This is a genomic window from Chryseobacterium sp. DT-167, from assembly GCF_058310155.1.
Map to the genome: position 1 here is coordinate 171,557 of NZ_JBZEEQ010000009.1, position 26,209 is coordinate 197,765.

The 26,209-nt window shown below is 36.6% G+C and carries 21 protein-coding genes and 1 tRNA gene; 21 read left to right on the forward strand and 1 reads right to left on the reverse strand.

Annotated elements, in window-relative coordinates; translation table 11 throughout:
* The first annotated feature begins 123 nt into the window (after window positions 1–123).
* Both AC4FQ5_RS13440 and AC4FQ5_RS13445 read left to right on the forward strand, forming a co-directional pair.
* A complete protein-coding gene (locus AC4FQ5_RS13440) occupies window positions 124–804 on the forward strand; it encodes a response regulator transcription factor (RefSeq protein WP_491144062.1) in 681 nt (226 codons plus the stop codon).
* The gene (locus AC4FQ5_RS13445) at window positions 805–2,169 is read left to right on the forward strand and encodes an ATP-binding protein (RefSeq protein WP_491144064.1); all 1,365 of its coding nucleotides are present in this window, start codon (window positions 805–807) and stop codon (window positions 2,167–2,169) included. It abuts the gene before it with no gap.
* 135 nt (window positions 2,170–2,304) lie between these two features.
* On the opposite strand, the gene AC4FQ5_RS13450 is transcribed toward AC4FQ5_RS13445, so the two are convergent.
* Window positions 2,305–3,804, reverse strand: coding sequence for a DUF4394 domain-containing protein (locus AC4FQ5_RS13450; protein ID WP_491144066.1), 1,500 nt, complete (start codon window positions 3,802–3,804; stop codon window positions 2,305–2,307).
* 245 nt (window positions 3,805–4,049) lie between these two features.
* On the opposite strand from AC4FQ5_RS13450, the gene tuf reads away from it, so the two are divergent.
* The 19 genes from tuf to AC4FQ5_RS13545 all read left to right on the forward strand — a co-directional run bounded on the left by tuf (window position 4,050) and on the right by AC4FQ5_RS13545 (window position 25,359).
* Window positions 4,050–5,264 carry an elongation factor Tu gene (gene tuf / locus AC4FQ5_RS13455; RefSeq protein ID WP_047444879.1) on the forward strand — a complete coding sequence of 405 codons (1,215 nt, stop codon included), beginning with the start codon at window positions 4,050–4,052 and terminating at the stop codon, window positions 5,262–5,264.
* Window positions 5,265–5,319: 55 nt separating this feature from the next.
* A tRNA-Trp gene (locus AC4FQ5_RS13460) sits at window positions 5,320–5,390 on the forward strand.
* A 13-nt stretch (window positions 5,391–5,403) separates the two neighbouring features.
* On the forward strand, window positions 5,404–5,607 hold the full coding sequence (gene secE, locus AC4FQ5_RS13465) for a preprotein translocase subunit SecE (protein ID WP_463429601.1): 204 nt from the start codon (window positions 5,404–5,406) through the stop codon (window positions 5,605–5,607).
* Window positions 5,608–5,623: 16 nt separating this feature from the next.
* The gene (gene nusG / locus AC4FQ5_RS13470; protein ID WP_491144069.1) at window positions 5,624–6,166 is read left to right on the forward strand and encodes a transcription termination/antitermination protein NusG; all 543 of its coding nucleotides are present in this window, start codon (window positions 5,624–5,626) and stop codon (window positions 6,164–6,166) included.
* A 154-nt stretch (window positions 6,167–6,320) separates the two neighbouring features.
* The gene (locus AC4FQ5_RS13475; RefSeq protein WP_491144071.1) at window positions 6,321–7,193 is read left to right on the forward strand and encodes a hypothetical protein; all 873 of its coding nucleotides are present in this window, start codon (window positions 6,321–6,323) and stop codon (window positions 7,191–7,193) included.
* A 264-nt stretch (window positions 7,194–7,457) separates the two neighbouring features.
* Window positions 7,458–7,901, forward strand: a complete 444-nt coding sequence (gene rplK, locus AC4FQ5_RS13480) for a 50S ribosomal protein L11 (RefSeq protein WP_047444876.1) — start codon at window positions 7,458–7,460, stop codon at window positions 7,899–7,901.
* An 11-nt stretch (window positions 7,902–7,912) separates the two neighbouring features.
* A complete protein-coding gene (gene rplA / locus AC4FQ5_RS13485; RefSeq protein WP_162088343.1) occupies window positions 7,913–8,605 on the forward strand; it encodes a 50S ribosomal protein L1 in 693 nt (230 codons plus the stop codon).
* Between the two features lie 17 nt (window positions 8,606–8,622).
* Window positions 8,623–9,219: a 50S ribosomal protein L10 gene (rplJ, locus tag AC4FQ5_RS13490; RefSeq protein WP_491144074.1), complete on the forward strand. Its 597-nt coding sequence runs from the start codon at window positions 8,623–8,625 to the stop codon at window positions 9,217–9,219.
* Window positions 9,220–9,267: 48 nt separating this feature from the next.
* Entirely contained in the window at window positions 9,268–9,636 is a 369-nt protein-coding gene (rplL, locus tag AC4FQ5_RS13495; protein ID WP_263003737.1) for a 50S ribosomal protein L7/L12, read from the forward strand.
* Window positions 9,637–10,091: 455 nt separating this feature from the next.
* Window positions 10,092–13,913, forward strand: coding sequence for a DNA-directed RNA polymerase subunit beta (gene rpoB / locus AC4FQ5_RS13500; RefSeq protein ID WP_491144075.1), 3,822 nt, complete (start codon window positions 10,092–10,094; stop codon window positions 13,911–13,913).
* Between the two features lie 82 nt (window positions 13,914–13,995).
* Window positions 13,996–18,261, forward strand: a complete 4,266-nt coding sequence (gene rpoC, locus AC4FQ5_RS13505; protein ID WP_491144078.1) for a DNA-directed RNA polymerase subunit beta' — start codon at window positions 13,996–13,998, stop codon at window positions 18,259–18,261.
* Window positions 18,262–18,345: 84 nt separating this feature from the next.
* Window positions 18,346–18,654 (forward strand): DUF3467 domain-containing protein, encoded by a 309-nt coding sequence (locus AC4FQ5_RS13510; RefSeq protein WP_047444864.1) that lies wholly within the window; start codon window positions 18,346–18,348, stop codon window positions 18,652–18,654.
* Window positions 18,655–18,889: 235 nt separating this feature from the next.
* Window positions 18,890–20,461, forward strand: coding sequence for a tetratricopeptide repeat protein (locus AC4FQ5_RS13515; protein WP_491144080.1), 1,572 nt, complete (start codon window positions 18,890–18,892; stop codon window positions 20,459–20,461).
* Window positions 20,462–20,619: 158 nt separating this feature from the next.
* Complete coding sequence (locus tag AC4FQ5_RS13520; protein WP_491144082.1) at window positions 20,620–21,246, forward strand: hypothetical protein; 627 nt, start codon at window positions 20,620–20,622, stop codon at window positions 21,244–21,246.
* Between the two features lie 91 nt (window positions 21,247–21,337).
* Window positions 21,338–21,532, forward strand: a complete 195-nt coding sequence (locus AC4FQ5_RS13525) for a hypothetical protein (protein WP_491144084.1) — start codon at window positions 21,338–21,340, stop codon at window positions 21,530–21,532.
* A gap of 128 nt (window positions 21,533–21,660) precedes the next feature.
* Complete coding sequence (locus tag AC4FQ5_RS13530; protein ID WP_491144085.1) at window positions 21,661–23,751, forward strand: phage tail-like protein; 2,091 nt, start codon at window positions 21,661–21,663, stop codon at window positions 23,749–23,751.
* A gap of 333 nt (window positions 23,752–24,084) precedes the next feature.
* Window positions 24,085–24,303, forward strand: a complete 219-nt coding sequence (locus AC4FQ5_RS13535; protein WP_491144087.1) for a hypothetical protein — start codon at window positions 24,085–24,087, stop codon at window positions 24,301–24,303.
* A 326-nt stretch (window positions 24,304–24,629) separates the two neighbouring features.
* Window positions 24,630–25,007 carry a glycine cleavage system protein GcvH gene (gcvH, locus tag AC4FQ5_RS13540; protein WP_491144089.1) on the forward strand — a complete coding sequence of 126 codons (378 nt, stop codon included), beginning with the start codon at window positions 24,630–24,632 and terminating at the stop codon, window positions 25,005–25,007.
* A complete protein-coding gene (locus tag AC4FQ5_RS13545) occupies window positions 25,000–25,359 on the forward strand; it encodes a VanZ family protein (protein WP_491144090.1) in 360 nt (119 codons plus the stop codon). Before gcvH ends, AC4FQ5_RS13545 begins: the two co-directional genes overlap by 8 nt.
* Window positions 25,360–26,209 lie beyond the last annotated feature (850 nt).

A 26,209-nucleotide genomic window follows, 5' to 3' on the forward strand; every position in this document is an offset into this window, starting at 1 on the left:
TTCGAATCAACAGCTTTGAAGGGAGCAACGATTTAGCATCTTATTTCTTTTGACACATTCTAAACGATTTCAACGCTAAAACGTCATCATTTTTTCATTAAATTCGTATCAAATATTTTTTTAATGAACATTCTTCTTTTGGAAGACGATCTCATTCTCTCGGCAGAACTGAGTAAGTTTTTAGAGTCAAACCGATTTACTACCGACAGAATTTATGACGGAGAAACTCTTCTAAGTCAAATAAAAAGCAATTCTTATGACTTGTATCTCTTAGATATCAATGTTCCAAAGATCAACGGGTTAGATGTCTGCCAAACCATAAGATCGTTTGATAAAAACATACCCATCATTATCATTTCAGCGTATGGAGATATTTCTGATAAAAAAGATGCCTTCACAAGATTAGCAGATGATTATTTGGTAAAGCCATTTCAGTTTGAGGAATTGCTTTTAAGAATCAATTCACTTCTAAGACGCAAAACATCTTCCGAAAATTCTGATCAGGAAATTATCAGAATTGATGATCTCATTATCAATAAAACCGAGCAAAAAGTTTTCAGGGCAGGGAACGAAATAGCATTGACACTTAAAGAGTTTCAATTATTAACATATCTTGCAGAAGCGCAGGGAAGAACGGTTTCAAAACAGCAGATTACGGAAAATGTCTGGGAACATAATTTTAATACCAATACCAATACTGTTGAGGTCTACATTAATTTTTTAAGAAAGAAAATTGATAAAGATTTTAAGATCAAACTTATTCATACACGATCTGGTTTCGGATATTATTTAAATCCATTGTAAATGTCTTTAAAAAGGAAAATTGCACTTACCCTCAGTATTTCATTTTCATTACTTTTTGGTATTGTTCTGATCATTGTATATACTTCTTTTAATGATTTCCGAAAAGAGGAATTTAAAGAAAGATTTGAACGCAGACTAGATTTTACCACCAATTTTATCTCCAAATCTAAAAATTTTGAAGAAGAAGCACCGATCTTTTTTAATGAAAATTCTGACAATTTTCTTTTAAATGAGACCATTCTGATTTTTAATTCCAAAAAAGAGCTTATCTACAGCACGATAAAAGACAGAGAAGTAACCTGGAATAAGAATTTGCTAAAAGAAGCTGATCGTAAAAAATCTATTCATATAGAAAAAGCATCTCCTGAAATTTATGTAGCTTTAAGGAACATCAATGGAGAAAACTATTACATTCTCACCAGTGCTTTTGACAATAATGGTCAATCCAAATTGAATTATTTAAAGTATCTCTTGATCACGGCATACATTACAAGTACACTTTTTATTGGTTTTTTCAGCTATTATTTTATGGGAAGATTTCTGCGTCCGCTGGAAGATCTTAATAATGAAATTTCTGAAGTTACGGCACAAAAGCTCACCACACAGATTCCCGTAGAACATTCCAATGATGAAATAAGTATTCTTGCAAGGTCATTTAATACGATGATCGTAAGGTTAAACGATGTTTTCCAGTCACAGAAAGATTTTACGGCAAGTGCTTCTCATGAGATCAGAACGCCGATCACGAGAATGGCATTTCAGCTTGAAAATTTAATTAAACTTACCCAACATTCTCCTGAAACTCTTTCCGCATTGAAGCAGATGCTGAAAGATGTTTACCAATTGTCTGATCTTACAAATTCGCTTCTTCTGCTTACGAAGTTTGACAAAGAAAATATTCAGAGTATTTATGAAGAAGTAAGAATTGATGAAGTGATTTTTGAATCTTTTGAGCAGGTACAAAAAAGCTATCCAAAACTTAAAATGGATTTTCTCATCGCTGAAAACGAATCTGAAAATGCATTTCTTACCATTCTGGGAGTACAGTCTTTACTCGATATTGTCTTTATTAATTTACTTAAAAATGCCGCTGTTTACTCTGATGATGCAGATGCAGGGATTTTAATTACAGAAAATGAGCATAATCTTATTGTGGATGTCACTTCTGTCGGGAACACGATTTCTGAAGAAGAGCAGCCGAAGTTGTTTGATGCCTTTATGAGGGGGAATAATTCTCAGCATATTGCGGGGTCCGGTTTGGGACTTCGGATTGTCAAGCGAATTCTTGAATACCACGGTGCAGAAATCCGATATTCGTCACCTCAGAAAAATGTCAATACATTTAGTGTAATTTTTAATAAATAACAGAATTGCATTCAGCTCTTTCAACTTTTTGTACAGCTGAAGATTGAGCTTCATATTGTATTGATCTGTATATAGTTGAAGCGCAGAATAGGTTTTCTACTCTGCGCTTCTTTATATGAATATCAAGATTATATTTTAGAATCCTAAACCTATCGTAAACCCTTTTACAGGATTAGGATAAGTTGCAAGGGATGCTGTAGACCCATTTGTAGTATTTAAGGTATAAATTCTTGTAGTTCCGCCAACAGAAGCCACTAAATAAGCTTTCTGACTTGTGCTTCCAATATCAAAACCATTAGCTCCATCGATATTGATTCCCAAAGAACCTCTTTCAACCAAAGTACCATTGTTTGGCGGGTTTTGCAAATATAATTTATCTGTATTGGTATCAACTACGAATAGTGAAGTAGTAGTAGCGCCTGCGAAATTATCTGTATAAGCCGCTGCTCCAACTGCTACAGGTACAGGGTTTAGTGGCATGTCGACCATCGTTATACCTCCGGTAACCGGATCTAATCTCAAGTTTTGCCCAGTATTGCTTACCACTCTTATTTTATCGACGGTAGGATTGAAGTCAAATCCGAATTCGGTTCCTGCAAGTGGAGTAGGTAATGCTCCTGTACCAACCTGGGTTGCTGCGCCTGTGCCTAAATTAATAGTATAGATTCTGCTTGAGTTTCCTAAAGCATATAGTTGTCCGTTCAGAGGTCTGAAGTCAATTCCTAAAATTCCTTCACCTGTCTGCAGACCTGTGATTGCTTTGGTCACCGGTACAGGATTATTCGGATCAAAGATCTGAAGTGCATTAGCATTATCAATTGCATAGGCAACTGGGTTTGTAGGAATAGCCAGATCGATTATTTTTTGAGATAGATTTCCAATATTGGTTGCTTTGCCATTAGTAAGATCCACAGTATAAAGATTATTCTGGGAACCTGTAGTTGCTGCCATTAAAGCCACAGTGTTTTCAGGATTGATATCAAAAGCAGCCTGACCTGTGAATGTTACCCCCAAACTCCCAACTTCTACCAGGGTTCCGTTGTTGGGCGGATCTTGCTTAAATAATTTTCCTGCGGTGGCATCAAGATCATACAGTATCGTTGTTGCGGCACCCGATTTACTGTTGGTATATGCAATACCGGTGATAGATGACGATGTTGCAATACCTGTATCAGTTGCAGCAACAGCACCGGTTTCAGGATTTAAACGAAGATTTTGCCCTGTATTGGTTACAAGCCTGATTCGATCAACAGTGGGGTTAAAATCAATGGAAGCAATTGTTCCTGAAATAGCGGGAGAAAATGCAGTGGTGCCTACAACTCTTGTATTTGCCGTTGAGGTATTGATAATATAGAATTTGCTTGCATTAGATACGGCATAAAGTTCACCAGTAGCCGGTCGGAAGTCGATACTTAATAATTTTTCTCCGGAAGGTATTCCCATGATTGTTTTCGTAGAGGCAAAAGAGGAGGAATTATTGGCATTAAAAGCTACAAGCTGATTGTTTTCAGTGAGACCGTATACCATTACGTCAGGAGCCGTTGCGGGTGTTTCGGGCATACTGTTTTCATCATCACACGAGAATAGCGTGACAAATGCAAATGTAGCCAGACAGAAGTTGAATAGTTTTTTCATAATATTTATTTTAATTAATAGTTTCATATGGATATACGAGAGAAAAATCCTCCCGGATTTGTAAAGTGTTTTTTTTAATTCATTTTTTTATTATAAATTTGCAATTCCAATATACAAAAATAAAGGTTTGCAGTTTTTGGATTTGAATATTAAACTTTTTTTCACAAAAAGATTTTAGTATTTAAAAATTCATTATATTTGCACACCGAAAATTTGAATAAACAATAAAATAAATAATTTAAATCATGGCAAAGGAAACGTTTAATCGTAACAAACCACACTTGAACATTGGTACTATTGGTCACGTTGACCATGGTAAAACTACACTTACTGCAGCAATTTCTGCTGTATTGGCTAGCAAAGGTCTTGCTGAGAAAAAAGATTTCTCATCTATTGACTCTGCTCCAGAAGAAAAAGAAAGAGGGATTACTATCAATACTGCTCACATCGAATACGAAACTGAAAAAAGACACTATGCTCACGTAGATTGTCCAGGTCACGCCGATTATGTAAAAAACATGGTAACTGGTGCTGCTCAGATGGATGGTGCTATTGTTGTATGTGCTGCTACAGACGGGCCAATGCCTCAAACTAGAGAGCACATCCTACTTTGCCGTCAGGTAAACGTACCTAGAATCGTTGTTTTCATGAACAAGGTTGATATGGTTGATGATGCTGAGTTATTAGAGCTAGTTGAAATGGAACTTAGAGACTTATTGTCTACTTACGAATTTGACGGAGATAACTCTCCAGTAATTCAAGGTTCTGCTTTAGGTGCTCTTACAGCTGCTACTGCTGAAGGAGGTGCTAAAACTGATGACCAATGGTTCAAATCTGTTGAGCAATTAATGGATGCTGTTGACGAGTGGATCGAACAACCACCAAGAGATACTGATAAGCCTTTCTTGATGCCAATCGAAGACGTATTCTCTATTACAGGTAGAGGTACTGTTGCAACTGGTAGAATTGAAGCTGGTATTATCAACACAGGAGATCCTGTAGATATCATCGGTATGGGTGAAGAAAAATTGACTTCTACTATTACAGGAGTTGAGATGTTCAGAAAAATCCTTGACAGAGGTGAAGCTGGAGATAACGTAGGTCTATTGTTGAGAGGTATTGAAAAAACTGACATCAAGAGAGGTATGGTTATCGCTAAGAAAGATTCAGTGAAGCCACACAAAAAATTCAAAGCTTCAGTTTATATCCTTTCTAAAGAAGAAGGTGGACGTCACACTCCATTCCACAACAAATACCGTCCTCAGTTCTACGTAAGAACTACTGACGTTACAGGTGAGATCTTCTTACCAGAAGGTGTAGAAATGGTAATGCCTGGTGATAACTTAGAGATCACTGTAGAATTGTTACAGCCAATCGCTCTTAACGTAGGTCTTAGATTTGCGATCAGAGAAGGAGGAAGAACAGTTGGTTCAGGTCAGGTTACTGAAATCTTAGATTAATTCTAAAATAATATAAAAGGTTCCGTAAGGAAACTTACGGAACCTTTTTTAATCTACGGGCATCGTCCAATGGTAGGATACCGGTCTCCAACACCGTTGATCAGGGTTCGAATCCTTGTGCCCGTGCAAAAAGAAAATAATGAGCTTAGTAGAATTTTTAAAAGGTTCTTATCACGAATTTAGACACAAAGTAGAGTGGCCTAAGTGGTCTGACTTACAGTCTTCGACTATTGTAGTTACTATTGCAACTGTTATTTTGGCATTGTTTACATTCGGAGTTGATGAGCTGTTTTCTAAAGCAATCAGCAACATCATCGGAATACTAATCAACACCTTCAACTAAAAAGTATTTTCCCATAATGAGCGAATTGAAATGGTATGTGCTGAAAGCAATCAGCGGACAGGAAAATAAAGTGAAAAACTATATTGAGACAGAAATCAAACGTTTAGGGTTTGAGCAGTATGTTACTCAGGTAGTTATTCCTATGGAAAAGGTTATTCAGCTTAGAAATGGGAAAAAAGTGCCTAAAGAAAGACCATACTATCCTGGCTATCTGATGGTAGAAGCAGATTTAATGGGGGAAATACCTCACGTTATCAAGAATATTCCTGGTGTGATTTCTTTCTTGAGTTTAACTAAAGGCGGAGATCCTGTTCCGATGAGAAAATCTGAGGTCAACAGAATGCTTGGCAGAATGGATGAACTTTCAGAATTTGCTTCAGATGCAGAAATTCCATTCATCGTTGGTGAAAACGTAAAAGTAATTGACGGACCATTCAATGGTTTCAACGGTACCGTTGAAAAAATCTTGGAAGATAAGAAAAAAGTAGAAGTTTCTGTTTTGATCTTCGGAAGAAAAACTCCAATGGAATTGAGCTTTTCGCAAGTCGAAAAAGTATAAAATTTTTAAACATAATAAAGAAACCAATCTGAAAATTCAGGTTGGTTTCTTTTATTGTAAATATTCATTACTATGCATTGTTGGGGCATTTGTTTATAATAATTTAATAGTTTTTATTTTAGCTTTATTTATTTTTGTCTAAAAATTAATAACAGTGAAAAGTCTTTGTTTTCTACTATCAGTTTTCTGCATTCAGATGTTTTCTTCGCAGACATTGATCCATCATACTACGAATTACTTTGGACCAAACGCGAATCCCGTTCCCGAATTTACTGAAGCCATAATTCCCCAGCATACAACTGTGATAATTATGGGTGACTATTATTTTGGATATGGAGATCAGACACTGTCAAATAACATAAAGGTAGAGGTACCACTTATTCCTGAGAAAGCTTCAGTAAAAGTATGGAAAACTTTGGCAGAATATTATTCGGTAAAAGATGAAATAGTCTCCCGAAGGTCAATGCAGAAGAGTAGTGGTTTTGCAACAGGCGATTTCTATGTACAGACAAGAATAAAAGTTTTTGCTGAGAATAAGATCAGACCCGCACTTATTTTAAACTCAACCTTGAAGACAGCATCAGGAAGCGATTTCAAAAACAGACGGTTTTTCAATACTGCGGGATATTATTTTGATGTCGAATTGGGCAAATCATTCAGATTCAGCAATTCTTTTATAGATGAAGTGCGTCTGGTTTCTGATCTGGGATTCTTTTCATGGGATGTGCAGACCCCCGGTATAAACGTGCAGGATGATGCATTGATCTATGGATTGAAATTTATATTGAAGCACAAAAGTATCAGTTTGGAAAATACATTCTCAGGATACAACGGATGGATTAAAAGAGTTGAGGATTACGGAGACAGACCGATGATATTTTCTTCCAGACTGAATGTTAATACAAGAAAAGCATTATGGTTTGCGCAGTTTCAACATGGTATAAAGTATTTTCCTTATGAGCAAATTAGGTTAGGAGTACAGATTCCGTTGGAAAATTTAACTCCCGATTTATCTGGAAATAAATAATTTAATTACTGATTTTATAATAAATTATAGAAAATGTAGTAATTGTTAGATATAAATTATAAAGATAAGGTTTTAATATATTTTAAAAAGTAAAGTGCACATTTTGGTTATTTCTGAAATTTAATGAGTTAAGTGTTTGCTAATTAAAAAATATTTCATAATTTTGCAGTCCGAAAAGTAGGTTTACTTTATGTGAGTGCGGTAACCTGCTGAATAATAAATGCTTCCAAACTCATTAATTATTCAATTTTTAAAAAACAAACAATGGCTAAAAAAGTCTTTAAAATGGTTAAGCTCCAAGTAAAAGGAGGAGCTGCAAACCCATCTCCACCAGTAGGTCCGGCATTAGGTTCTGCAGGTGTGAACATCATGGAGTTTTGTAAACAATTTAACGGAAGAACTCAGGATAAGCCAGGTCAAGTTTTACCTGTAGTAATTACAGTGTACGAAGACAAATCTTTTGAATTCGTTATTAAAACTCCACCTGCAGCAATTCAGTTAATGGATGCAGCTAAAATCAAAGGAGGATCCGGTGAACCAAACAGAAACAAAGTAGGTGCTGTATCTTGGGCTCAGGTTCAAAAAATCGCAGAAGATAAGATGACAGACCTTAACTGTTTTACTTTGGATTCTGCTCTTTCTATGGTTGCAGGTACTGCTAGATCTATGGGATTAAGAGTAACAGGAACTAAACCAACTAACGCTTAAAACTAAGAGAAATGGCAAAATTGACTAAAAAGCAAAAGGAAGCTTTAAGCAAAGTAGAAAAAGGAAGAATTTATAACCTTGAAGAAGGTGCTGCTCTTGTAAAAGAAGTAAACACTGCAAAGTTTGATGCTTCTGTAGATATCGCTGTAAGATTGGGTGTTGACCCTAGAAAAGCTAACCAAATGGTAAGAGGTGTAGTATCTCTTCCTCACGGTACTGGTAAAGATGTTAAAGTTTTAGCATTAGTTACACCAGATAAAGAAGCTGAAGCGAAAGAAGCAGGTGCGGACTATGTAGGTCTTGACGAATATTTACAGAAAATAAAAGAAGGTTGGACAGATGTTGACGTTATCGTGACTATGCCGGCTGTTATGGGTAAATTAGGACCATTGGGTAGAGTATTAGGACCAAGAGGTTTGATGCCTAACCCAAAATCAGGTACTGTAACTATGGAAATTGGTAAAGCAGTAACTGAGGTAAAAGCTGGTAAAATTGACTTCAAAGTAGACAAATACGGTATTATCCACGCTGGTATTGGTAAAGTATCTTTCGATGCTGCTAAAATCAAAGAAAATGCTCAGGAATTAATTTCTACATTGATCAAAATGAAACCAACTGCTGCTAAAGGTACTTATGTGAAGAGCATTTATCTGTCTTCTACAATGAGTCCGGGTATCGCAATTGATAGTAAATCTGTTAACTAATTATAATCCTTAAGACAATGACAAAAGACCAAAAAGTTGTAGCAATACAAGAGATCAAAGATTTGCTTCAGGATGCTAAAGTAGTTTATGTAGCAGATCTAGACGGTTTGAACGCTGCTAAATCTTCTGACTTCAGAAGACAGGCTTTCAAGCAAAATATCAAAGTAAAAGTTGTGAAGAACACACTTTTGCAAAAAGCAATGGAGCAAATTGACGGAGTAGATTTCTCTGAAATGTTTGAAACATTCAAAGGGAACTCTGCATTAATGATTGCTGATACAGCTAACGCTCCTGCAAAATTAATCAAAGACTTTAGAAAAAAAGAAGAAAAGCCTGCTTTAAAATCAGCTTTCGTACAAGAAACTTTCTATGTTGGTGACAACAATCTAGATGCTTTAGTAAGCATTAAATCTAGAGAAGAAATGATCGGTGAAATCATCGGATTGCTTCAGTCTCCAATTCAAAGAGTTGTTTCTGCTCTTCAAAACAAATCTGAAACAACAGAAGCCACAGCTGAAGAAGCTGCTGCACCTGCTGTAGAAGAAACTCCTGCTGAGGCAGCTCCAGAGGCTCCTGCTGCAGAAAGCACTGACGAAACGCCAGCTGCTGAATAATTATACTCTCAAAAAATTAAATAAATAATCAACAAAAACATTACAACAATGTCAGATTTAAAAAATTTAGCTGAAACGCTAGTAAACTTAACAGTAAAAGACGTAAATGAATTAGCTACTATCCTTAAGGATGAGTACGGAATCGAGCCAGCTGCTGCTGCTGTAGTAGTTGCTGCAGGTGGTGCAGGTGAAGCTGCTGAAGAAAAAACAGAATTCGATGTAATTCTTAAGTCTGCAGGTGCTTCTAAATTAGCAATCGTTAAATTGGTAAAAGATTTAACTGGTGCTGGTCTTAAGGAGGCTAAAGATATCGTTGACGGAGCTCCTGCTGCTATCAAAACTGGTATCTCTAAAGACGAGGCTGAAGCTCTTAAGAAGCAATTAGAAGAAGCTGGTGCTGAAGTAGAATTGAAATAATTCATTTCACTCTTAGAAATAGAAAGCCTGAGCAATTTGCTCAGGCTTTTTTAAATATCCTTATTTGATAACCACTTCGTTTTGAAGTGGTTATTTTTTGTCAGACTAGAATATATGTTGTATATTTGCAGTCACTTTTGGCGCTAAAACTACACATATTACTGTAAAACATTGTAAATCAACTCTTTCATGATCTTGAAAGGGATTTCGTTTTATGTAATATATACTTTTTTCGTTCAATAGTAAAAATTTAAAAATATTTTGCATTACGCTGTGAAAAGATATACCAGCGTTGCAGTTAGAAATTAGAGTTAGAATATAGAATTAAGAACAAAGACCACTTCTGATAGCGCCAAACATCAAATGTCTTTGTCTTGCCTCTTTTATCTTCAAAGTCTTTTTCTGATATTTTTTGTATAAATCAAAATATTTTTTAACCCTTTCTTAAAAGTTTTATGAGTAAAACAACAGCAATTACTAAGGGAAATGAGAGAATTAATTTCTCATCAGCTAAAGGAAAAATTATCACTCCTGACTTTCTGGATATCCAGCTAGAGTCATTCAAAGAGTTTTTCCAGCTTGATACACTTCCTGAGGACAGAAAGAAAGAAGGTTTGCACAAAACCTTCCAGGAAAACTTTCCAATTACCGATTCCAGAAACCAATTTGTATTGGAATTCTTAGATTATCTGGTAGATTCTCCACGTTATTCGATCGACGAGTGTGTGGAAAGAGGTTTAACTTATTCAGTTCCTCTTAAAGCCAGACTTAAATTGTACTGTACTGACCCTGAACATGAAGATTTTCAGACCGTTGTACAGGATGTTTATTTAGGTCCGGTTCCTTATATGACTCCGTCTGGTTCATTCATTATCAATGGAGCAGAGCGTGTTATCGTAACTCAGTTACACAGATCTCCGGGGGTATTCTTCGGACAGACGTACCACGCCAACGGAACAAAATTGTACTATTCAAGAATTATCCCTTTCAAAGGATCTTGGATGGAATTTACTACGGATATCAACAGTGTAATGTACGCGTATATTGACCGTAAGAAAAAATTACCTTTAACGACATTATTAAGAGCAATCGGTTTCGAATCTGATAAAGACATTCTTCAGATCTTTGACCTTGCTGAAGAAGTGAAAGTTTCTAAAGCTGCCCTTAAAAAAGTGGAAGGTAGAACTTTGGCTGCGAGAGTATTGAACACCTGGTTCGAAGATTTCGTAGACGAAGATACAGGAGAGGTGGTTTCTATCGAAAGAAACGAAATCATCTTAGACAGAGAAACGATTCTTGAAAAAGAACATTTAGATCTTATTTTGGATGCTGGTGTGAAATCTATCCTGATTCACAAAGAAAATTCAAACGAATTCTCTATCATCCAGAATACCTTACAAAAAGACCCTACTAACTCTGAAAAAGAAGCGGTAGAATATATTTACCGTCAGTTAAGAAATGCAGATCCACCCGATGAGGAAACTGCAAGAGGAATTATTGAAAAATTATTCTTCTCTGAGCAAAGATATTCACTTGGTGAAGTAGGACGTTACAGACTAAACAAAAAGTTAGGTCTTAATATCCCGACTACTACTGAGGTTCTTACAAAAGAAGATATCATTGCGATTGTAAGACACCTGATCGAATTGGTAAACTCTAAAGCAGAGGTTGATGATATTGACCACTTATCAAATAGAAGAATTAAAACTGTTGGTGAGCAATTAGCAGGACAGTTCGGTGTAGGTCTTTCGAGAATTGCAAGAACGATTAAGGAAAGAATGAACGTTAGAGATAACGAAATCTTTACTCCGCTTGATCTTGTTAATGCGAAGACTTTAACATCAGTTATTAACTCATTCTTTGGTACCAATCAGCTTTCTCAGTTCATGGACCAAACCAACCCTCTATCAGAAATCACGCACAAGCGTAGACTTTCTGCCCTAGGACCTGGTGGTTTATCAAGAGAAAGAGCAGGTTTCGAGGTACGTGACGTTCACCATACTCACTATGGTCGTATCTGTCCTATCGAAACTCCTGAGGGACCAAACATTGGTTTGATTTCTTCTTTAGGGATCTATGCTAAGATCAATACTTTAGGTTTTATCGAAACTCCATATAGAAAAGTAGAAGGTAGTACTGTAGATTTACATGCTGATCCTATTTATCTGAATGCAGAAGACGAGGAAGATAAAGTAATTGCTCAGGCAAACGTTGAATTGGATGATAACGGAGCGTTCTTAACAGACAGAATTATTGCCAGATTAGATGGTGATTATCCAGTTGTTGAGCCTTCTCAGGTTAATTTGATCGACGTTGCACCTAACCAGATTTCCGGTATTTCAGCTTCATTGATTCCATTCTTGGAGCATGATGATGCAAACCGTGCATTGATGGGATCAAACATGATGCGTCAGGCAGTTCCTTTGTTGAAGCCACAAGCTCCAATTGTAGGTACAGGTCTGGAACAACAGGTTGCGAAAGATTCTAGAATTTTGATCAATGCTGAAGGAAATGGTGTTGTTGAATATGTAGATGCTGATCAGATCACTATTAAATATGAAAGAAGCGATGATGAAGATTTAGTATCATTCGAATCTGCTACGAAAACATATAAACTGACTAAGTTCAGAAAAACTAACCAGAGTACGACTATTACCTTAAGACCAAACGTAAGAGTAGGTGAAACTGTGGTAAAAGGACAGGTTCTTTGTGACGGTTATGCAACCGAAAACGGAGAGTTGGCTCTTGGTAGAAACTTGGTGGTTGCCTTTATGCCTTGGAAAGGATACAACTTTGAGGATGCGATCGTAATCAACGAAAAAGTTGTACGTGAAGACTGGTTTACTTCAATCCACGTAGATGAATATTCACTTGAAGTTCGTGATACCAAATTAGGTATGGAAGAATTGACAGCAGATATTCCAAACGTTTCAGAAGAAGCTACAAAAGATCTTGATGAGAACGGTATGATCAGAATCGGTGCTGAAGTGAAACCTGGTGATATCATGATCGGTAAGATCACTCCAAAAGGTGAATCTGACCCGACTCCTGAAGAAAAACTTCTTAGAGCAATCTTTGGTGACAAAGCCGGTGATGTAAAAGATGCTTCATTGAAAGCAGATTCTTCATTAAGAGGTGTTGTAATCAACAAAAAATTGTTCTCTAGAAACATTAAAGATAAAAAGAAAAGAACTGAAGAAAAGCTTAAGCTTGAAGAGATTGAAAACACTTACAAAGCTAAGTTTGACGAGTTGAGAAATACTTTAATCGAAAAATTAAATACTCTAGTCAGCGGTAAAACTTCTCAGGGAGTTACGAATGACTTAGATGAAGAAATTATCGGTAAAGGGGTGAAATTCACTCACAAATTGTTGACTTCAGTTGAAGATTACGTAAACGTAAGCGGTGCAGATTGGACGGTTGACAACGATAAGAATGAATTAATCAAACAATTGATTCACAACTACAAAATCAAATTCAACGATATTCAAGGAGTTAAAAACCGTGAGAAATTCGCAATTTCTATCGGGGATGAGCTTCCTGCAGGTATCATGAAATTGGCTAAAGTATATATCGCTAAAAAACGTAAACTAAACGTTGGAGATAAAATGGCGGGTCGTCACGGTAACAAAGGGATCGTTTCGAGAATCGTTCGTGAAGAAGATATGCCATTCCTTGAAGACGGAACGCCTGTAGATATCGTATTGAATCCACTTGGGGTACCTTCCCGTATGAACATCGGACAGATTTATGAAACAGTTCTTGGATGGGCTGGTCAGAAATTGGGGATGAAGTTCGCTACGCCAATCTTTGATGGGGCGACTCTTGATCAGATTACAGAGTATACTGAGAAAGCTGGGGTTCCTCAATTCGGTCACACTCACCTTTATGATGGTGGTACCGGAGAAAGATTTACACAGGCTGCGACTGTAGGTATTATCTATATGTTGAAACTTGGACACATGGTAGATGACAAAATGCACGCACGTTCTATCGGACCTTACTCATTGATTACTCAGCAGCCATTAGGAGGTAAAGCTCAGTTTGGTGGTCAGAGATTCGGAGAGATGGAGGTTTGGGCTCTTGAAGCATTTGGAGCATCAAATATCCTGAGAGAAATCCTGACTGTGAAGTCTGATGACGTGATTGGTAGAGCAAAAACTTATGAAGCGATTGCAAAAGGTGAAGCAATGCCTGAACCAGGTATTCCGGAATCTTTCAATGTATTACTTCACGAGTTACAAGGTCTTGGACTTGATGTAAGACTTGAGGAATAATTTTAAATTTTGAATATTGAATTTTGAATCAATTCAGAATTTATAATCCAAAATTTATAATCCAAAATCTAAAATCTAAAAAATGTCAAATAAAAATAAATCAAGTAGATTTAATAAAATAACCATCGGGTTAGCTTCTCCGGAATCCATTTTACAGGATTCAAGAGGGGAGGTTCTTAAGCCGGAAACTATTAACTACAGAACGCATAAGCCGGAAAGAGACGGTTTGTTCTGTGAAAAAATCTTCGGTCCTATCAAAGATTACGAATGTGCTTGTGGTAAATACAAGAGAATTCGTTACAAAGGGATCGTTTGTGACCGTTGTGGAGTAGAGGTTACGGAGAAAAAAGTACGTAGAGAAAGAATCGGACATATTGGTTTGGTTGTTCCTATTGCGCACATTTGGTATTTCCGTTCTTTACCAAACAAAATCGGTTACCTTTTGGGTATTCCTTCTAAGAAATTAGATATGATCATCTACTATGAGAGATATGTTGTTATTCAGCAGGGTATCGCTAAGAAATTAGATGGTTCTGATTTTGAAGACAAAGAATTCCTTACAGAAGAAGAATACCTTGACATCATGGAAACTCTTCCTGTAGAAAATCAATATCTTGATGATGCAGATCCAAACAAATTCATCGCCAAAATGGGTGCTGAAGCCGTTGAGGAATTGCTGAAAAGAATTGATCTTGATGCATTGTCTTTCGACTTGAGACACAAAGCTCACAACGAAGGTTCTAAGCAAAGAAGAACTGAAGCTCTTAAAAGATTGAACGTTGTAGAAGCATTGAGAGGTGCTAACACAAGAATGATCAACAGACCGGAGTGGATGATTATGCGTGTGCTTCCTGTAATACCACCAGAGCTAAGACCATTAGTTCCGTTGGATGGAGGACGTTTCGCAACTTCTGACTTAAATGACCTTTACAGAAGAGTTATTATCAGAAACAACCGTTTGAAGAGATTATTGGAGATCAAAGCTCCTGAAGTAATCTTGAGAAACGAGAAGCGTATGCTTCAGGAATCAGTAGATTCATTATTTGATAATACAAGAAAATCTTCTGCTGTAAAATCTGAATCAAACAGACCATTGAAATCACTTTCAGATTCATTGAAAGGTAAGCAGGGTCGTTTCCGTCAGAACTTACTAGGGAAAAGGGTAGATTACTCTGCGCGTTCGGTAATTGTTGTAGGTCCAAACTTACAGCTTCACGAATGTGGTATTCCTAAAGATATGGCTGCGGAACTTTACAAACCGTTTATTATCAGAAAACTGATTGAAAGAGGAATTGTAAAAACAGTGAAATCAGCAAAGAGAATTATCGATAGAAAAGAACCTGTAGTATATGATATCTTAGAAGGTGTAATGAAAGGTCACCCTGTTTTGCTAAACAGAGCGCCTACTTTGCACAGATTGGGTATTCAGGCTTTCCAACCTAAGATGATCGAAGGTAAGGCAATCCAATTACACCCGTTAGTAACGACAGCATTCAACGCCGATTTTGATGGTGACCAGATGGCGGTACACTTACCGTTGGGTCCGGAAGCAATTTTGGAAGCTCAGTTATTGATGTTAGGTTCTCAGAATATCTTGAACCCTGCAAACGGTTCTCCAATTACAGTACCATCTCAGGACATGGTTCTTGGTCTATATTTCATGACCAAAGAATTAAGCTCTACAGATGAGAAAAAAGTATTGGGAGAAGGTCTTGCATTCTATTCTCCGGAAGAAGCGGAAATCGCTTATGCTGAAGGTAGAGTTTCATTAAACGCTAAAGTAAGATGTAGACTACCGGTAAAAGAAGATGGTGTGATCACAACAAAATTGATCGAAACTTCTGTAGGTAGAATCTTATTCAACCAGATCGTTCCTAAACAGTCAGGATATATTAATGAACTTCTTACGAAGAAATCATTAAGAAATGTTATTGGTAAAGTACTTGCTGATACAGATTTCCCTACCACTGTGAAGTTCTTGGATGCGATGAAAGACTTAGGATATTCAAATGCATTCAAAGGAGGTCTTTCGTTCTCATTAGGTGACATCGTTGTACCTGTTGAGAAAAAGAAAATGATCGCAACATCTATTGAAACTGTAGACGAAATTAGAGCCAACTATAACATGGGTCTTATTACAGATACAGAACGTTATAATCAGGTAATCGACGTTTGGACAAACACCAACGCCGGATTAACTGAAATGATCATGAGCAGAATGAAAGTTGACCAAGGTGGATTCAATTCTGTATACATGATGCTTGACTCTGGAGCAAGGGGTTCTAAGGAACAGATCCGTCAGTTATCAGGGATGAGAGGTTTGATGGCAAAACCGCAGAAAGCTGGTTCTACCGGTGCGGAAATTATCGAGAACCCGATCCTTGCAAACTTTAAAGAAGGCCTTTCGATCTTAGAATACTTTATCTCTACTCACGGTGCTCGTAAAGGTCTTGCGGATACCGCTCTTAAGACTGCCGATGCAGGTTACTTGACGAGAAGATTGGTAGATGTTGCACAGGATGTTATCGTTACAGAAGAAGACTGTGGAACATTAAGAGGAACTGAAGTTACCGCACTTAAGAAAAATGACGAAATCGTTGAAAGGATTTCTGAAAGAATCTTAGGTAGAGTATCTCTTCATAATATTTATGATCCTGAAACCGACGAATTGGTTGCTAATGCTGATCAAATTATTGATGAGGCTTTGGCTAAGAGAGTTGAGGAAATGGGTCTTGAATCTTTAGAAGTACGTTCACCACTTACTTGCGAAACCAAAAAAGGTATTTGTGCTAAATGTTATGGTAGAAACCTGGCAACTGGTAAGAAAATCCATATGGGTGAAGCGGTAGGTGTAATTGCTGCACAATCAATTGGGGAACCGGGAACTCAGTTAACATTGAGAACTTTCCACCAGGGGGGGGTATCTACAAACGTATCAGAAAACCCTTCAATCGCTGCAAGAAGAGACGGTATCGTTGAATTGGATGAGGTAAGAACAATTACTTCTGAAGACGAAAACGGAAACACTGCTGAAGTAGTCGTTTCTCGTACAACAGAATTTAGATTGGTTGCTGATAACGAGTCTAGAACTCCATTGATGATTGCTAACGTACCTTACGGATCTCAATTATTAGTTAAATCTGGTGATAAAGTGAAAAAAGGTGATCTTATTGCAAAATGGGATCCTTACAACGCGGTAATTATTGCAGAAAATGCTGGTAAAGTAGAGTATGAAGATATTATTCAGGGTATTTCATTCCAGTTGGAGATTGACGAACAGACAGGATTTGAAGAGAAAGTAATCTCTGAATCCAGAAATAAGAAGGCAGTACCTACATTGAAGGTAGTAGATTCTAAAGGTGTTGAGCAGAAAGGTTACAACTTACCGGTAGGAGCCCACTTAATGGTAAACGACGGTGAAAAAATTAAGGCTGGTAAAGTCTTGATCAAGATCCCAAGAAAATCTGCTAAGTCAGGGGATATTACAGGAGGTCTTCCGAGAGTTACCGAATTATTTGAAGCAAGAAACCCTTCAAATCCGGCGGTTGTTACAGAAATCGATGGGGTAGTTTCTTACGGAAAAATCAAGAGAGGTAACCGTGAATTGATCGTTGAAGCTAAAACTGGGGAGAGAAAAATTTATTTAGTTAAATTATCAAACCAGATCTTGGTACAGGAGAATGACTTCGTAAGAGCTGGTTCGCCACTTTCTGACGGTTCAGTTACTCCGGACGATATCCTGAAAATTAAAGGACCAACTGCGGTTCAGGAATATTTAGTAAATGAAATTCAGGAAGTTTACCGTCTTCAGGGGGTGAAAATTGATGATAAGCATTTCGAAATCATTGTAAGACAGATGATGACGAAAGTATCTATCGTTGACGGAGGTGATACTCAGTTCCTTGAGGCTGCTTTAGAGCATAAGTTTGATTTCTTGGAAGAAAACAACAGAGTGTTTGGTCTTAAAGTAGTGACTGAAGCTGGTGATTCTAAAGAATTCAAGCCAGGTCAGATGATTACAGCGAGAGAACTGAGAGACGAAAACTCTAAGTTGAAACGTGAAGATCTGAAATTGGTAGAAGTAAGAGATGCGCTTCCTGCAACAGCTACACCTGTTTTGCAAGGGATTACAAGAGCAGCTCTGCAAACTAAATCATTCATGTCTGCAGCATCATTCCAGGAAACAACTAAGGTTCTTAACGAAGCGGCGGTTGCAGGTAAAATAGACAGTCTGAACGGTCTTAAAGAAAATGTAATTGTAGGACACAGAATTCCTGCAGGTACAGGTCTTAAAGAATATCAGAATGTAATTGTAGGTTCTAAGAAAGAATTTGAAGACCTAAATTAATTCAAAATTTAATGTTCAGGGTTCAAACTTTTAATTTATTTTTGAGCCTTGAATTTTTTAAACATAAAACTTTAAACAAAAAAAATGGACAACCAAAATCAAAACAACGATCCAAACAACATCAACATTCAATTGAACGAAATGGTAGCTTCAGGGGTATATTGTAACCTTGCTTTAGTAAACCATTCTCCATCTGAGTTTGTAGTAGATTTCATCCAGTTAATGCCGGGTGTACAGCAAGCTAACGTGCGTTCAAGAGTAATTCTTGCTCCACTTCACGCTAAGAGAGTGCTTACAGCTCTTCAGCAGAACATCACCAACTACGAGCAGCAATTCGGAGAGATCAAAGAAGTTGAGCCGTTCGTATTAGGTGGAAACAACGTACAAGCGTAAGATTTTCTCAAAATAAATACAGGATGCCCCAATTATTTGGGGCATTTTTTGTGATAAACATTTGTGATTTCAAACGGAATCTTCGTGCTTTTTTAGTAGATAGATCAGTTAGATGCTGTTTCTCCATAAAATTAAGTACTTTACTTTTAAGGAGTATTATGTTTGTTTAGATATTAAAAACCAGTAGTATCAAATAGTGCTAAAAGGGTATGTAAAGAATAGATGTTGTTAGGTTTTGTATCTTATTATTATATATAGAATATATTTTTTAATTTTGAACAATGGTAAATTCTTAAAAGACACATACATATTACCGAAATACACACACACACAAATGATTTTAAAATTTTACAAGCTAAAACTAACTTTGTTGGTTACTTTTTGTTCATCATTCTTTCTTGCACAAGATCTGTCTATAAGAAAAGTAGATAGCTTGCTGGAAGTGGTTGATAAAAAGTTTTCTTCACCTAATGAAAATAATGATGGAATTTTAAGAATTTGTCAGAATGCATTAGAATTATCTCAAAAATCTGAGTATGATGAAGGTATTGCCTGGTCTTATTATCAATTGAGCAGATATTATGCTAAGATGCTTAATCATAAAAAAATGCTAGAATCTGTTTTATTAGCCGAAAAACATGCAGAAACAACTACCAATTATCATCTTAAAGCAAGCATAGCTGCAAATAAAGCACAAAGCTATGCACGCTACAACCAATACAAAGAGGCAGAAAAATATTATAAAAAAGCCATAATTCTTGCTCGGAAAATAGAAAATGATGATTTTCGACATCGTTTATTGTCAAAAATTTACACTAATTTCTCTAATAATCTTGATGAGATGGGTGCAAGTATTGATAATATTATAGAGTATGATAAAAAAGCTCTTTCCGAAGATTTACAATTGAAAGAAGTAAATAATTTCAATTTAAGTGCATCATATTCTAATCTAGGTATCAATTATTTGTCAAAGAAAGATTATTTGACTGCAAAAATGTACTATAAAAAAGCACTTCATTATGCCGAAAAAGGAAACGATAAGTTGATGGAGGCAAGAATCTTAGGAATGATGGGTGAAGTAGAACTAAAAGTGAAAAATTACCAAGAAGCAATTTTAATGTTTGAAAAAGGATTGGAATTTGATGATTTGGAGCTTAGAGAGCAATCTTATATGGGGTTGGCGATAACATTTGATTCTCTGAAAAAAACAGAAAAAGCCAATTTTTATTATGGAAAATATGCAAAACTGAAGGACAGTTTAGCAGCTATTGAAAAGGAGAGTCTAAAACAACCATTAGATGAAATTGAACAAGAAAAGGAACAAGAAAAGCAAACCCTTTACAAAAAATATTCTATAACAATCAATTACCTTATTGCCGTTGCTTTGGTCATCATACTTGGGTTGGTTTTCTTGTATTTTTTCAGAATCAAAAAAAGCAGAAGCTTAATAAAAGAAAGTCAATTGAAGATCTCGGAAATCATCCACGAAAAGCAAAAGCTGGAAATCAAAGTGAATGACTCTTTTGCAGAAGTATTAGAACTAGCCAAAAATAATGATCCTGCCTTTCTGTTGAGATTTCAGGAAGTATATCCTGAGTATTGCAATAATCTTAAGAAAATATTGCCCGATATTTCCCAATACGAATTACATTTTTGCGGTATGCTAAAACTGAAATTATCGACAAAAGATATTGCAGAATACCAATTTGTAACGCCAAAAGCCATCCAAAACAGAAAAAATAAATTGAGAAAGAGATTAAATCTTGATCCCAAAATTGATTTGTATGATTATTTAGATGGTATTTAATTGATTGATTTTTAGAATTTTATATTCAAATGGTATCTTAGTGGTACCTTGAAAAAATCCCGATGGTATCCTAAAGGGATTCTATTTTTAGGTCTTTTCTGAGAATTTGGTGTGTTTTGCGGTTCGGAATTATAACTCCGGATTTCAATACACAAGAAATGATAAAAAAATGCAGCTTTGTTTTTTTGCTATTTGCACTCTTCGGTGCCAATGGTTTTTTGGCTGCAAACCATACGGTTTCTCTTTCTACAGAGATTACTCTAACAGAAGATGCGAGAATATGCATCACATCAGATGCTGCTGTTTTCTCCAAAGATTCTGCATTTACTTCCCGAATCGTACAATCTTCTCACAAAAACTTAGGGCAAGTATATGTTGAAAGAGGAGCAAGTATCTATGGCAAAAATAGTTTGTCTGCAGATGCAATATTTGATCATCAGGATAAAGATCCCAAGAAGCAGCTTGTAGCCAAAACCAAAACGGTAAAGTTTCGGAAGAAAGATATTCAAAAAATACCACCGCAAAATATTGCAAAAGACGATGTTTTTCTTCGGACGTTTGGTAATGAGAGATCTTTTTTCGCATTACAAAAAGCAAGTTGTAGTGTTGCATCTGGTTTTTCTTCCTATTCAAATGGTTTTCTCAACCATTTTCAATTATTTTCTTTAGGTAAAAGAAAATTTTTCAATCTATCTATCAAAAACATTATAGCTATTCATGCTACCAGTTTTCAAAAACTGAGTTTAAAAATCTCACGACCTCCTCCTTTTTTTTCATTTGTGTAAATTATTTACCCAGCCCGGCAAAATGAGGAGTGCTTTTATAATAAATACTGTTGGGTTGGGTTTTTCTTAAATCATAAATGTAAAAAACAAAATGCAAATAACAGGATTACGTGGAAAAAGCAAAAATCAAATACTGGAACTATTTGAGCACATAGAAACTGCATACGATTCTGATGAGTGGATCATCACGGTTCGCAAAAGCTGGTTTGGTCTTGTGACCCAAAAACTTTGCATTTATTTTGACGACGAAGGAAAAGTAGAAGCCTTTTTCGGACAGTATAGATAGATACAACAGAGTATCTGTCATTCTCAGACTTAAGTTCAATAGCAATTAACAAAAACATTCGTGCATTCGTGGCAAATCATAAAATATACGCCACAAATAGACAACTAAACAATTAAAAACATTTCATAATGAAAAAAAATATCATTCTTTTAGGAGCTTTAATGCTAAGTTCAATAGTTTACTCGCAAGTGGGTATTAACAATGAAGCCCCGAAAGCAACTTTAGACGTAACCGCAAAAACTACAGATGGCACAAAACCAGAAGGAATTATAGCACCAAGACTGACGGGTGATCAGATAAAATCGGCTGATGCACAGTATGATACTCCTCAGAAAGGAGCTATTGTTTATGCAACCAGCGTAAGCTCTGATGCAGGAGTAGCGACAAAAAAAACCATTAACGTAGATGGAGCTGGCTACTATTATTTTGATGGTGCTATTTGGCAAAAATTTAGTGGAGCCGCCGCTGTAGGTCCTACCGACTGGCATGTTACAGGAAACACAGGAACAAACGGAGGTACAACCATTTCAGTACCAGTGGCTGTAGGTACCACCAACTATGTGGGTACAGCAGATGGCAATAACTTTGTTGTTGGTGTAAAAGGCGTTGCAAGAGCTGTTTTTACCCAAGAAGGTAGTTTTGTTGGTGGTGCAGGCCCGATGGATGTAGGAGCGTTTCCTGCAACCACCTTTAATGCTACTACATTACCAACAGGTAGCTTTGTTTGGGGTGCAGGACATAAATTAGCAGTATCAGGTGGTAGTGGAAGCTACGCAGCTATATTTGGTAATAGAAATGATGTAAGCTCTAGTAATGGGTTTACAACAGGTACACAAAATGTTATTGGTACTGGCTCTGTGGCCTCAATGGTAAGTGGCGACAGAAATAATCTCGGCAATTCTTTTCAAAACTCCCTAGTAACCGGTCGCCAAAATGTAATGAATTATTCAAATACACTTGGTACTACTAGTGGTAATGGTAATATTATTGGAGGGCGAGAGAACTCATTATCTGGCGATGCTGGGCCTGTGGGTGCTATAGTGGGTGGTTTTAAGAATACGAGTACAACTAGTAGTAGTCATTTTTTAATGATGGGTACTCAAAATACCGTAAACGCCAGCAATACCTTGGTAGCAGGTACAGGTAATACCATAACTACTACTATGCCCGATGCCGCAGTAGTAGGAAAATACAATATACCTGTAGATAACTCATTGTTTATTGTAGGTAATGGTACAGATGCTCTTACCCAAAATAATGCAATGGTGGTTTTAGCCAATGGTTATATGGGTATCGGGACAGATGCACCAGACAATACTCTGCACGTAAAAGCTACAGCAGACCCATTAAAACTAGAAGGTCTTACAGCAGGTGCAGCAGCAGATGATGTATTGGTAGCCAACAGTGCAGGGGTGGTAAAAAAAGTACCTGCCGCTTCATTTGGTAGTGGCTCTGCTACAGAACCGTGGTATGTACAAGGTGGTACTACACAAGCTACCAGCAATACACAGAATATCTACCAAACAGGCAGGGTTGCCATCAATAAAACCACAACTACCAAACAACTGGATGTTGCAGGTGATTTTAGAACAGAATATACAAATGGTACTCGTTTCAATGTAATAGATAATAACCCAAGTGCTGGTGGAAATGGGGTAACAATGTTTGAGGGAGATACCAATAGCAGACCTACCGCTACAGAGCTTAATTATGTGGAGGTATCGCAGGCTGCGGGATCCAGAATTGGCAGCAGAAATGGTACTTCTGCATCACCAAATACAGCATCAAGTTTATATACCTTCGCAACTTCAGGGGGTTCCACTATAAAACTAGACTCTAAAGGTGTCGTAGGATATAATCATATGGAGCTTTCTTCCGGTAGTGTTGCAGGTGCAAATTATATTAATCTCGTTAGCCAGGCATCTCAAACAGCTGGTAATCTGCAATCTGGCAATGTTATGGTAAGACATGACAAAGGGGTGCAGTTTTTCTATACAGATTCGAGCGGTTCTACTCGCACAGGTGATTATACCTTTCCTACAGTTAATGGTTTAGCAAATCAGGTACTAACGACAGATGGTTCTGCAGCAGCTGCAACTTTATCCTGGAAAAATGTGGCACCTGCTGCTTCCAATGATCTTTCCGGTTCTGGGAATGCCTTTGCGTGCATCAATCCGGCAGGGCAGATCTACAGAAGTGCAACACCTTGTACACCATAGGAGCAAATGCAAAGTCTGAATAGATATTTTTTGTGTTAGTAACAGTTTGAATTTTGAAGGAATATGTATCATAATCCTCATCAAACGGAATGTTACAAAAATGCGGGATAATTCTGTCCCGCATTTGTAATTTTTTTGAAATAGTAAAAAAAAATATGAATGGTCGTTTTTAATCATAATACTAAAATTCAACAGTGCATCTGTCATTCCGAAGGAATCTAAATTGCATTATTTCAGTGTGTTGAGATTACTATGGAATGACAAATACACTGTTAGAAACTAACCTATTACTAATTGCGGGCATTCATTAAAAAGAATAATAAAATAAACGAAATGGGCAGACATATAGAATTTAAAGGAATAATGGTAGAGGAAGACACTCTGGTTGGGAGTTCTACAGGAATAATTGAGTTTCAACTTGGTGAGCCAGACTATAAAAATTCTGATGAGTGGGTCTATACTTTAAAGAAATATTGCTTCGGGCTCTTTAAAAAGAAATTACACTTATTCTTTTCCAAAGAAAAAGTAAGAGATTATTATATCGGGGTTTAAATGACGTTCCTAAGTCCATTTTTGAGGTTCGCAACGTCAAATTTTAGGTTGGGAACGTCATTTTTGGGGTTGTATAACGTCATTTTTGGGGCTCATGACGTCAACCTTGAGATCGATAACCTCATTTTTGGGGTTTGGAATGCCAAAAATGGGGTCTACCAACCTCAATGCCGGATTTGATGACCTCATTTTTTCCTCTTAAGTTCCATAGATGCATAGTTTTTGCAAAGATTAAAAGAATTTTCAGGCTTATTAAATAATCATTTATTTTCTTTGAGCATATCTCTATTTTGAATAAATTTGTCACTATTAAATAAAAAAATAAAATGAACACACCATCAGAATTAAAGTACACTAAAGATCACGAGTGGGTAAAGATCGACGGTAACATTGCTACGATTGGGATCACAGACTTTGCACAGGGAGAATTGGGAGACATTGTTTACGTAGATGTAGATACTGTAGATGATGACATCAATGGCGGAGACGTTTTCGGAAGTGTAGAAGCTGTAAAAACAGTTTCAGATTTGTTCTTACCGATTTCAGGAAAAGTGATTGAGTTCAATGCTGCTTTAGAAGACCAGCCAGAATTGCTAAACACTGAACCTTACGGAAACGGATGGATCATCAAAATAGAGATTGCTGACGGTGCAGATCAGTCAGAATTGCTTTCTGCAGAAGAATATCAGGCAATCATTGGATAAGATTTCAAACATATTTACAAAGATACTGCCCATTTATTGGGCATTTCTTACTTATATGCTTCTGCGTCCGGGCGTAGAAAACCACGAATATTTCTTTATGTTCAACGGGATTGATAAAGTTCTGCATTTGGGAATCTTTGCGATGCTTGGCTTTACATTTATTGCAGCGTTTCCGAGAATCAAATTCTCTTATTTTTTTCAGATCATCCTTATCTATGCTTTCCTTACAGAGATATTGCAGGAAGAAATGCGTCTAGGCAGATCTATGGAAACTTTAGATATTGTAGCCGACACTATTGGTTGTTTAATAGGATACTATATATATAAGGTATTGGTTAAACGATTTTTTTGAGGTTAAAAACTCAATTTTTCAAAATAAACTTTCACCCCAATTTATTTTTCTTTCTAGGGAGCTTCATCCCGCTATCCACTATATCTTTTTTGTTACGGCTTCCGCTTCGCTCCATCCGCAACAAAAAAGGATGCCGTTTCTATCGGGGCTAGGAATGGGGTTAACAAATCACGGTTTGTCAAAAAAATAATGACTCACTTAATAGGCAATTTCAATATAACAGCTTTCACTCCTACATATTATCCCTCAGGATTTTGAGGTTTTGAACACAATTGCAATTTATTGATTTCCAGTTATTTTTTTAATTTGCTCCGGAGGAGCAAGACGTTTGTAGAACAATTCATTGTGATAAAGAGAGCTCTGTAGGAGCGGCATCGTATAATTTACCAATTTTTCATTTCTTGCTTTTTAATAAATGAAAATACAAAGCATTTTGTTTAAGCATTCAACACTTTTATACACTTAATATATCAATAATATAGATTGATTTAACCCTCATCAAATATATAATAATTACATTCTAACCATAAATGTCTTAATATGATCATTGTGGATAACTCCAAAGTATTTACTAAGCCTTATCTCGTCAATGGTTTAGCTTTTTAGTTTTCCACAATCAAAATATTAGATCTGCAAACACTTGTTTTATATAGAGGTCTTGCCCTATCTTTGCCCCACTGAAAAACGGAAGTTAGAAAGTAAGCGCAGAAGAGCCTTTAGGTAGGTAATAAAATTAAAGCTCCGATAGAGGATAATCTTTCAGAAATCACATTAATTTTAGGTAAATAAATTTTGTGAGTTTGGAAAAAGTTTTTATCTTTGCAGTCCCGATACGGGGAGCGCAGGAGTG

Excerpts from the sequence above, each read along its gene's own strand:
- rpoB (WP_491144075.1), top strand. The coding sequence starts at position 10,092 with ATGAGTAAAACAACAGCAATTACTAAGGGAAATGAGAGAATTAATTTC.
- rplK (WP_047444876.1), top strand. The coding sequence starts at position 7,458 with ATGGCTAAAAAAGTCTTTAAAATGGTTAAGCTCCAAGTAAAAGGAGGA.
- AC4FQ5_RS13530 (WP_491144085.1), top strand. The coding sequence starts at position 21,661 with ATGAAAAAAAATATCATTCTTTTAGGAGCTTTAATGCTAAGTTCAATA.
- AC4FQ5_RS13520 (WP_491144082.1), top strand. The coding sequence starts at position 20,620 with ATGATAAAAAAATGCAGCTTTGTTTTTTTGCTATTTGCACTCTTCGGT.
- AC4FQ5_RS13510 (WP_047444864.1), top strand. The coding sequence starts at position 18,346 with ATGGACAACCAAAATCAAAACAACGATCCAAACAACATCAACATTCAA.
- secE (WP_463429601.1), top strand. The coding sequence starts at position 5,404 with ATGAGCTTAGTAGAATTTTTAAAAGGTTCTTATCACGAATTTAGACAC.
- AC4FQ5_RS13450 (WP_491144066.1), bottom strand. The coding sequence starts at position 3,804 with ATGAAAAAACTATTCAACTTCTGTCTGGCTACATTTGCATTTGTCACG.
- rplA (WP_162088343.1), top strand. The coding sequence starts at position 7,913 with ATGGCAAAATTGACTAAAAAGCAAAAGGAAGCTTTAAGCAAAGTAGAA.
- rplL (WP_263003737.1), top strand. The coding sequence starts at position 9,268 with ATGTCAGATTTAAAAAATTTAGCTGAAACGCTAGTAAACTTAACAGTA.
- AC4FQ5_RS13525 (WP_491144084.1), top strand. The coding sequence starts at position 21,338 with ATGCAAATAACAGGATTACGTGGAAAAAGCAAAAATCAAATACTGGAA.
- rplJ (WP_491144074.1), top strand. The coding sequence starts at position 8,623 with ATGACAAAAGACCAAAAAGTTGTAGCAATACAAGAGATCAAAGATTTG.
- nusG (WP_491144069.1), top strand. The coding sequence starts at position 5,624 with ATGAGCGAATTGAAATGGTATGTGCTGAAAGCAATCAGCGGACAGGAA.
- AC4FQ5_RS13440 (WP_491144062.1), top strand. The coding sequence starts at position 124 with ATGAACATTCTTCTTTTGGAAGACGATCTCATTCTCTCGGCAGAACTG.
- tuf (WP_047444879.1), top strand. The coding sequence starts at position 4,050 with ATGGCAAAGGAAACGTTTAATCGTAACAAACCACACTTGAACATTGGT.
- AC4FQ5_RS13445 (WP_491144064.1), top strand. The coding sequence starts at position 805 with ATGTCTTTAAAAAGGAAAATTGCACTTACCCTCAGTATTTCATTTTCA.
- rpoC (WP_491144078.1), top strand. The coding sequence starts at position 13,996 with ATGTCAAATAAAAATAAATCAAGTAGATTTAATAAAATAACCATCGGG.
- AC4FQ5_RS13535 (WP_491144087.1), top strand. The coding sequence starts at position 24,085 with ATGGGCAGACATATAGAATTTAAAGGAATAATGGTAGAGGAAGACACT.
- gcvH (WP_491144089.1), top strand. The coding sequence starts at position 24,630 with ATGAACACACCATCAGAATTAAAGTACACTAAAGATCACGAGTGGGTA.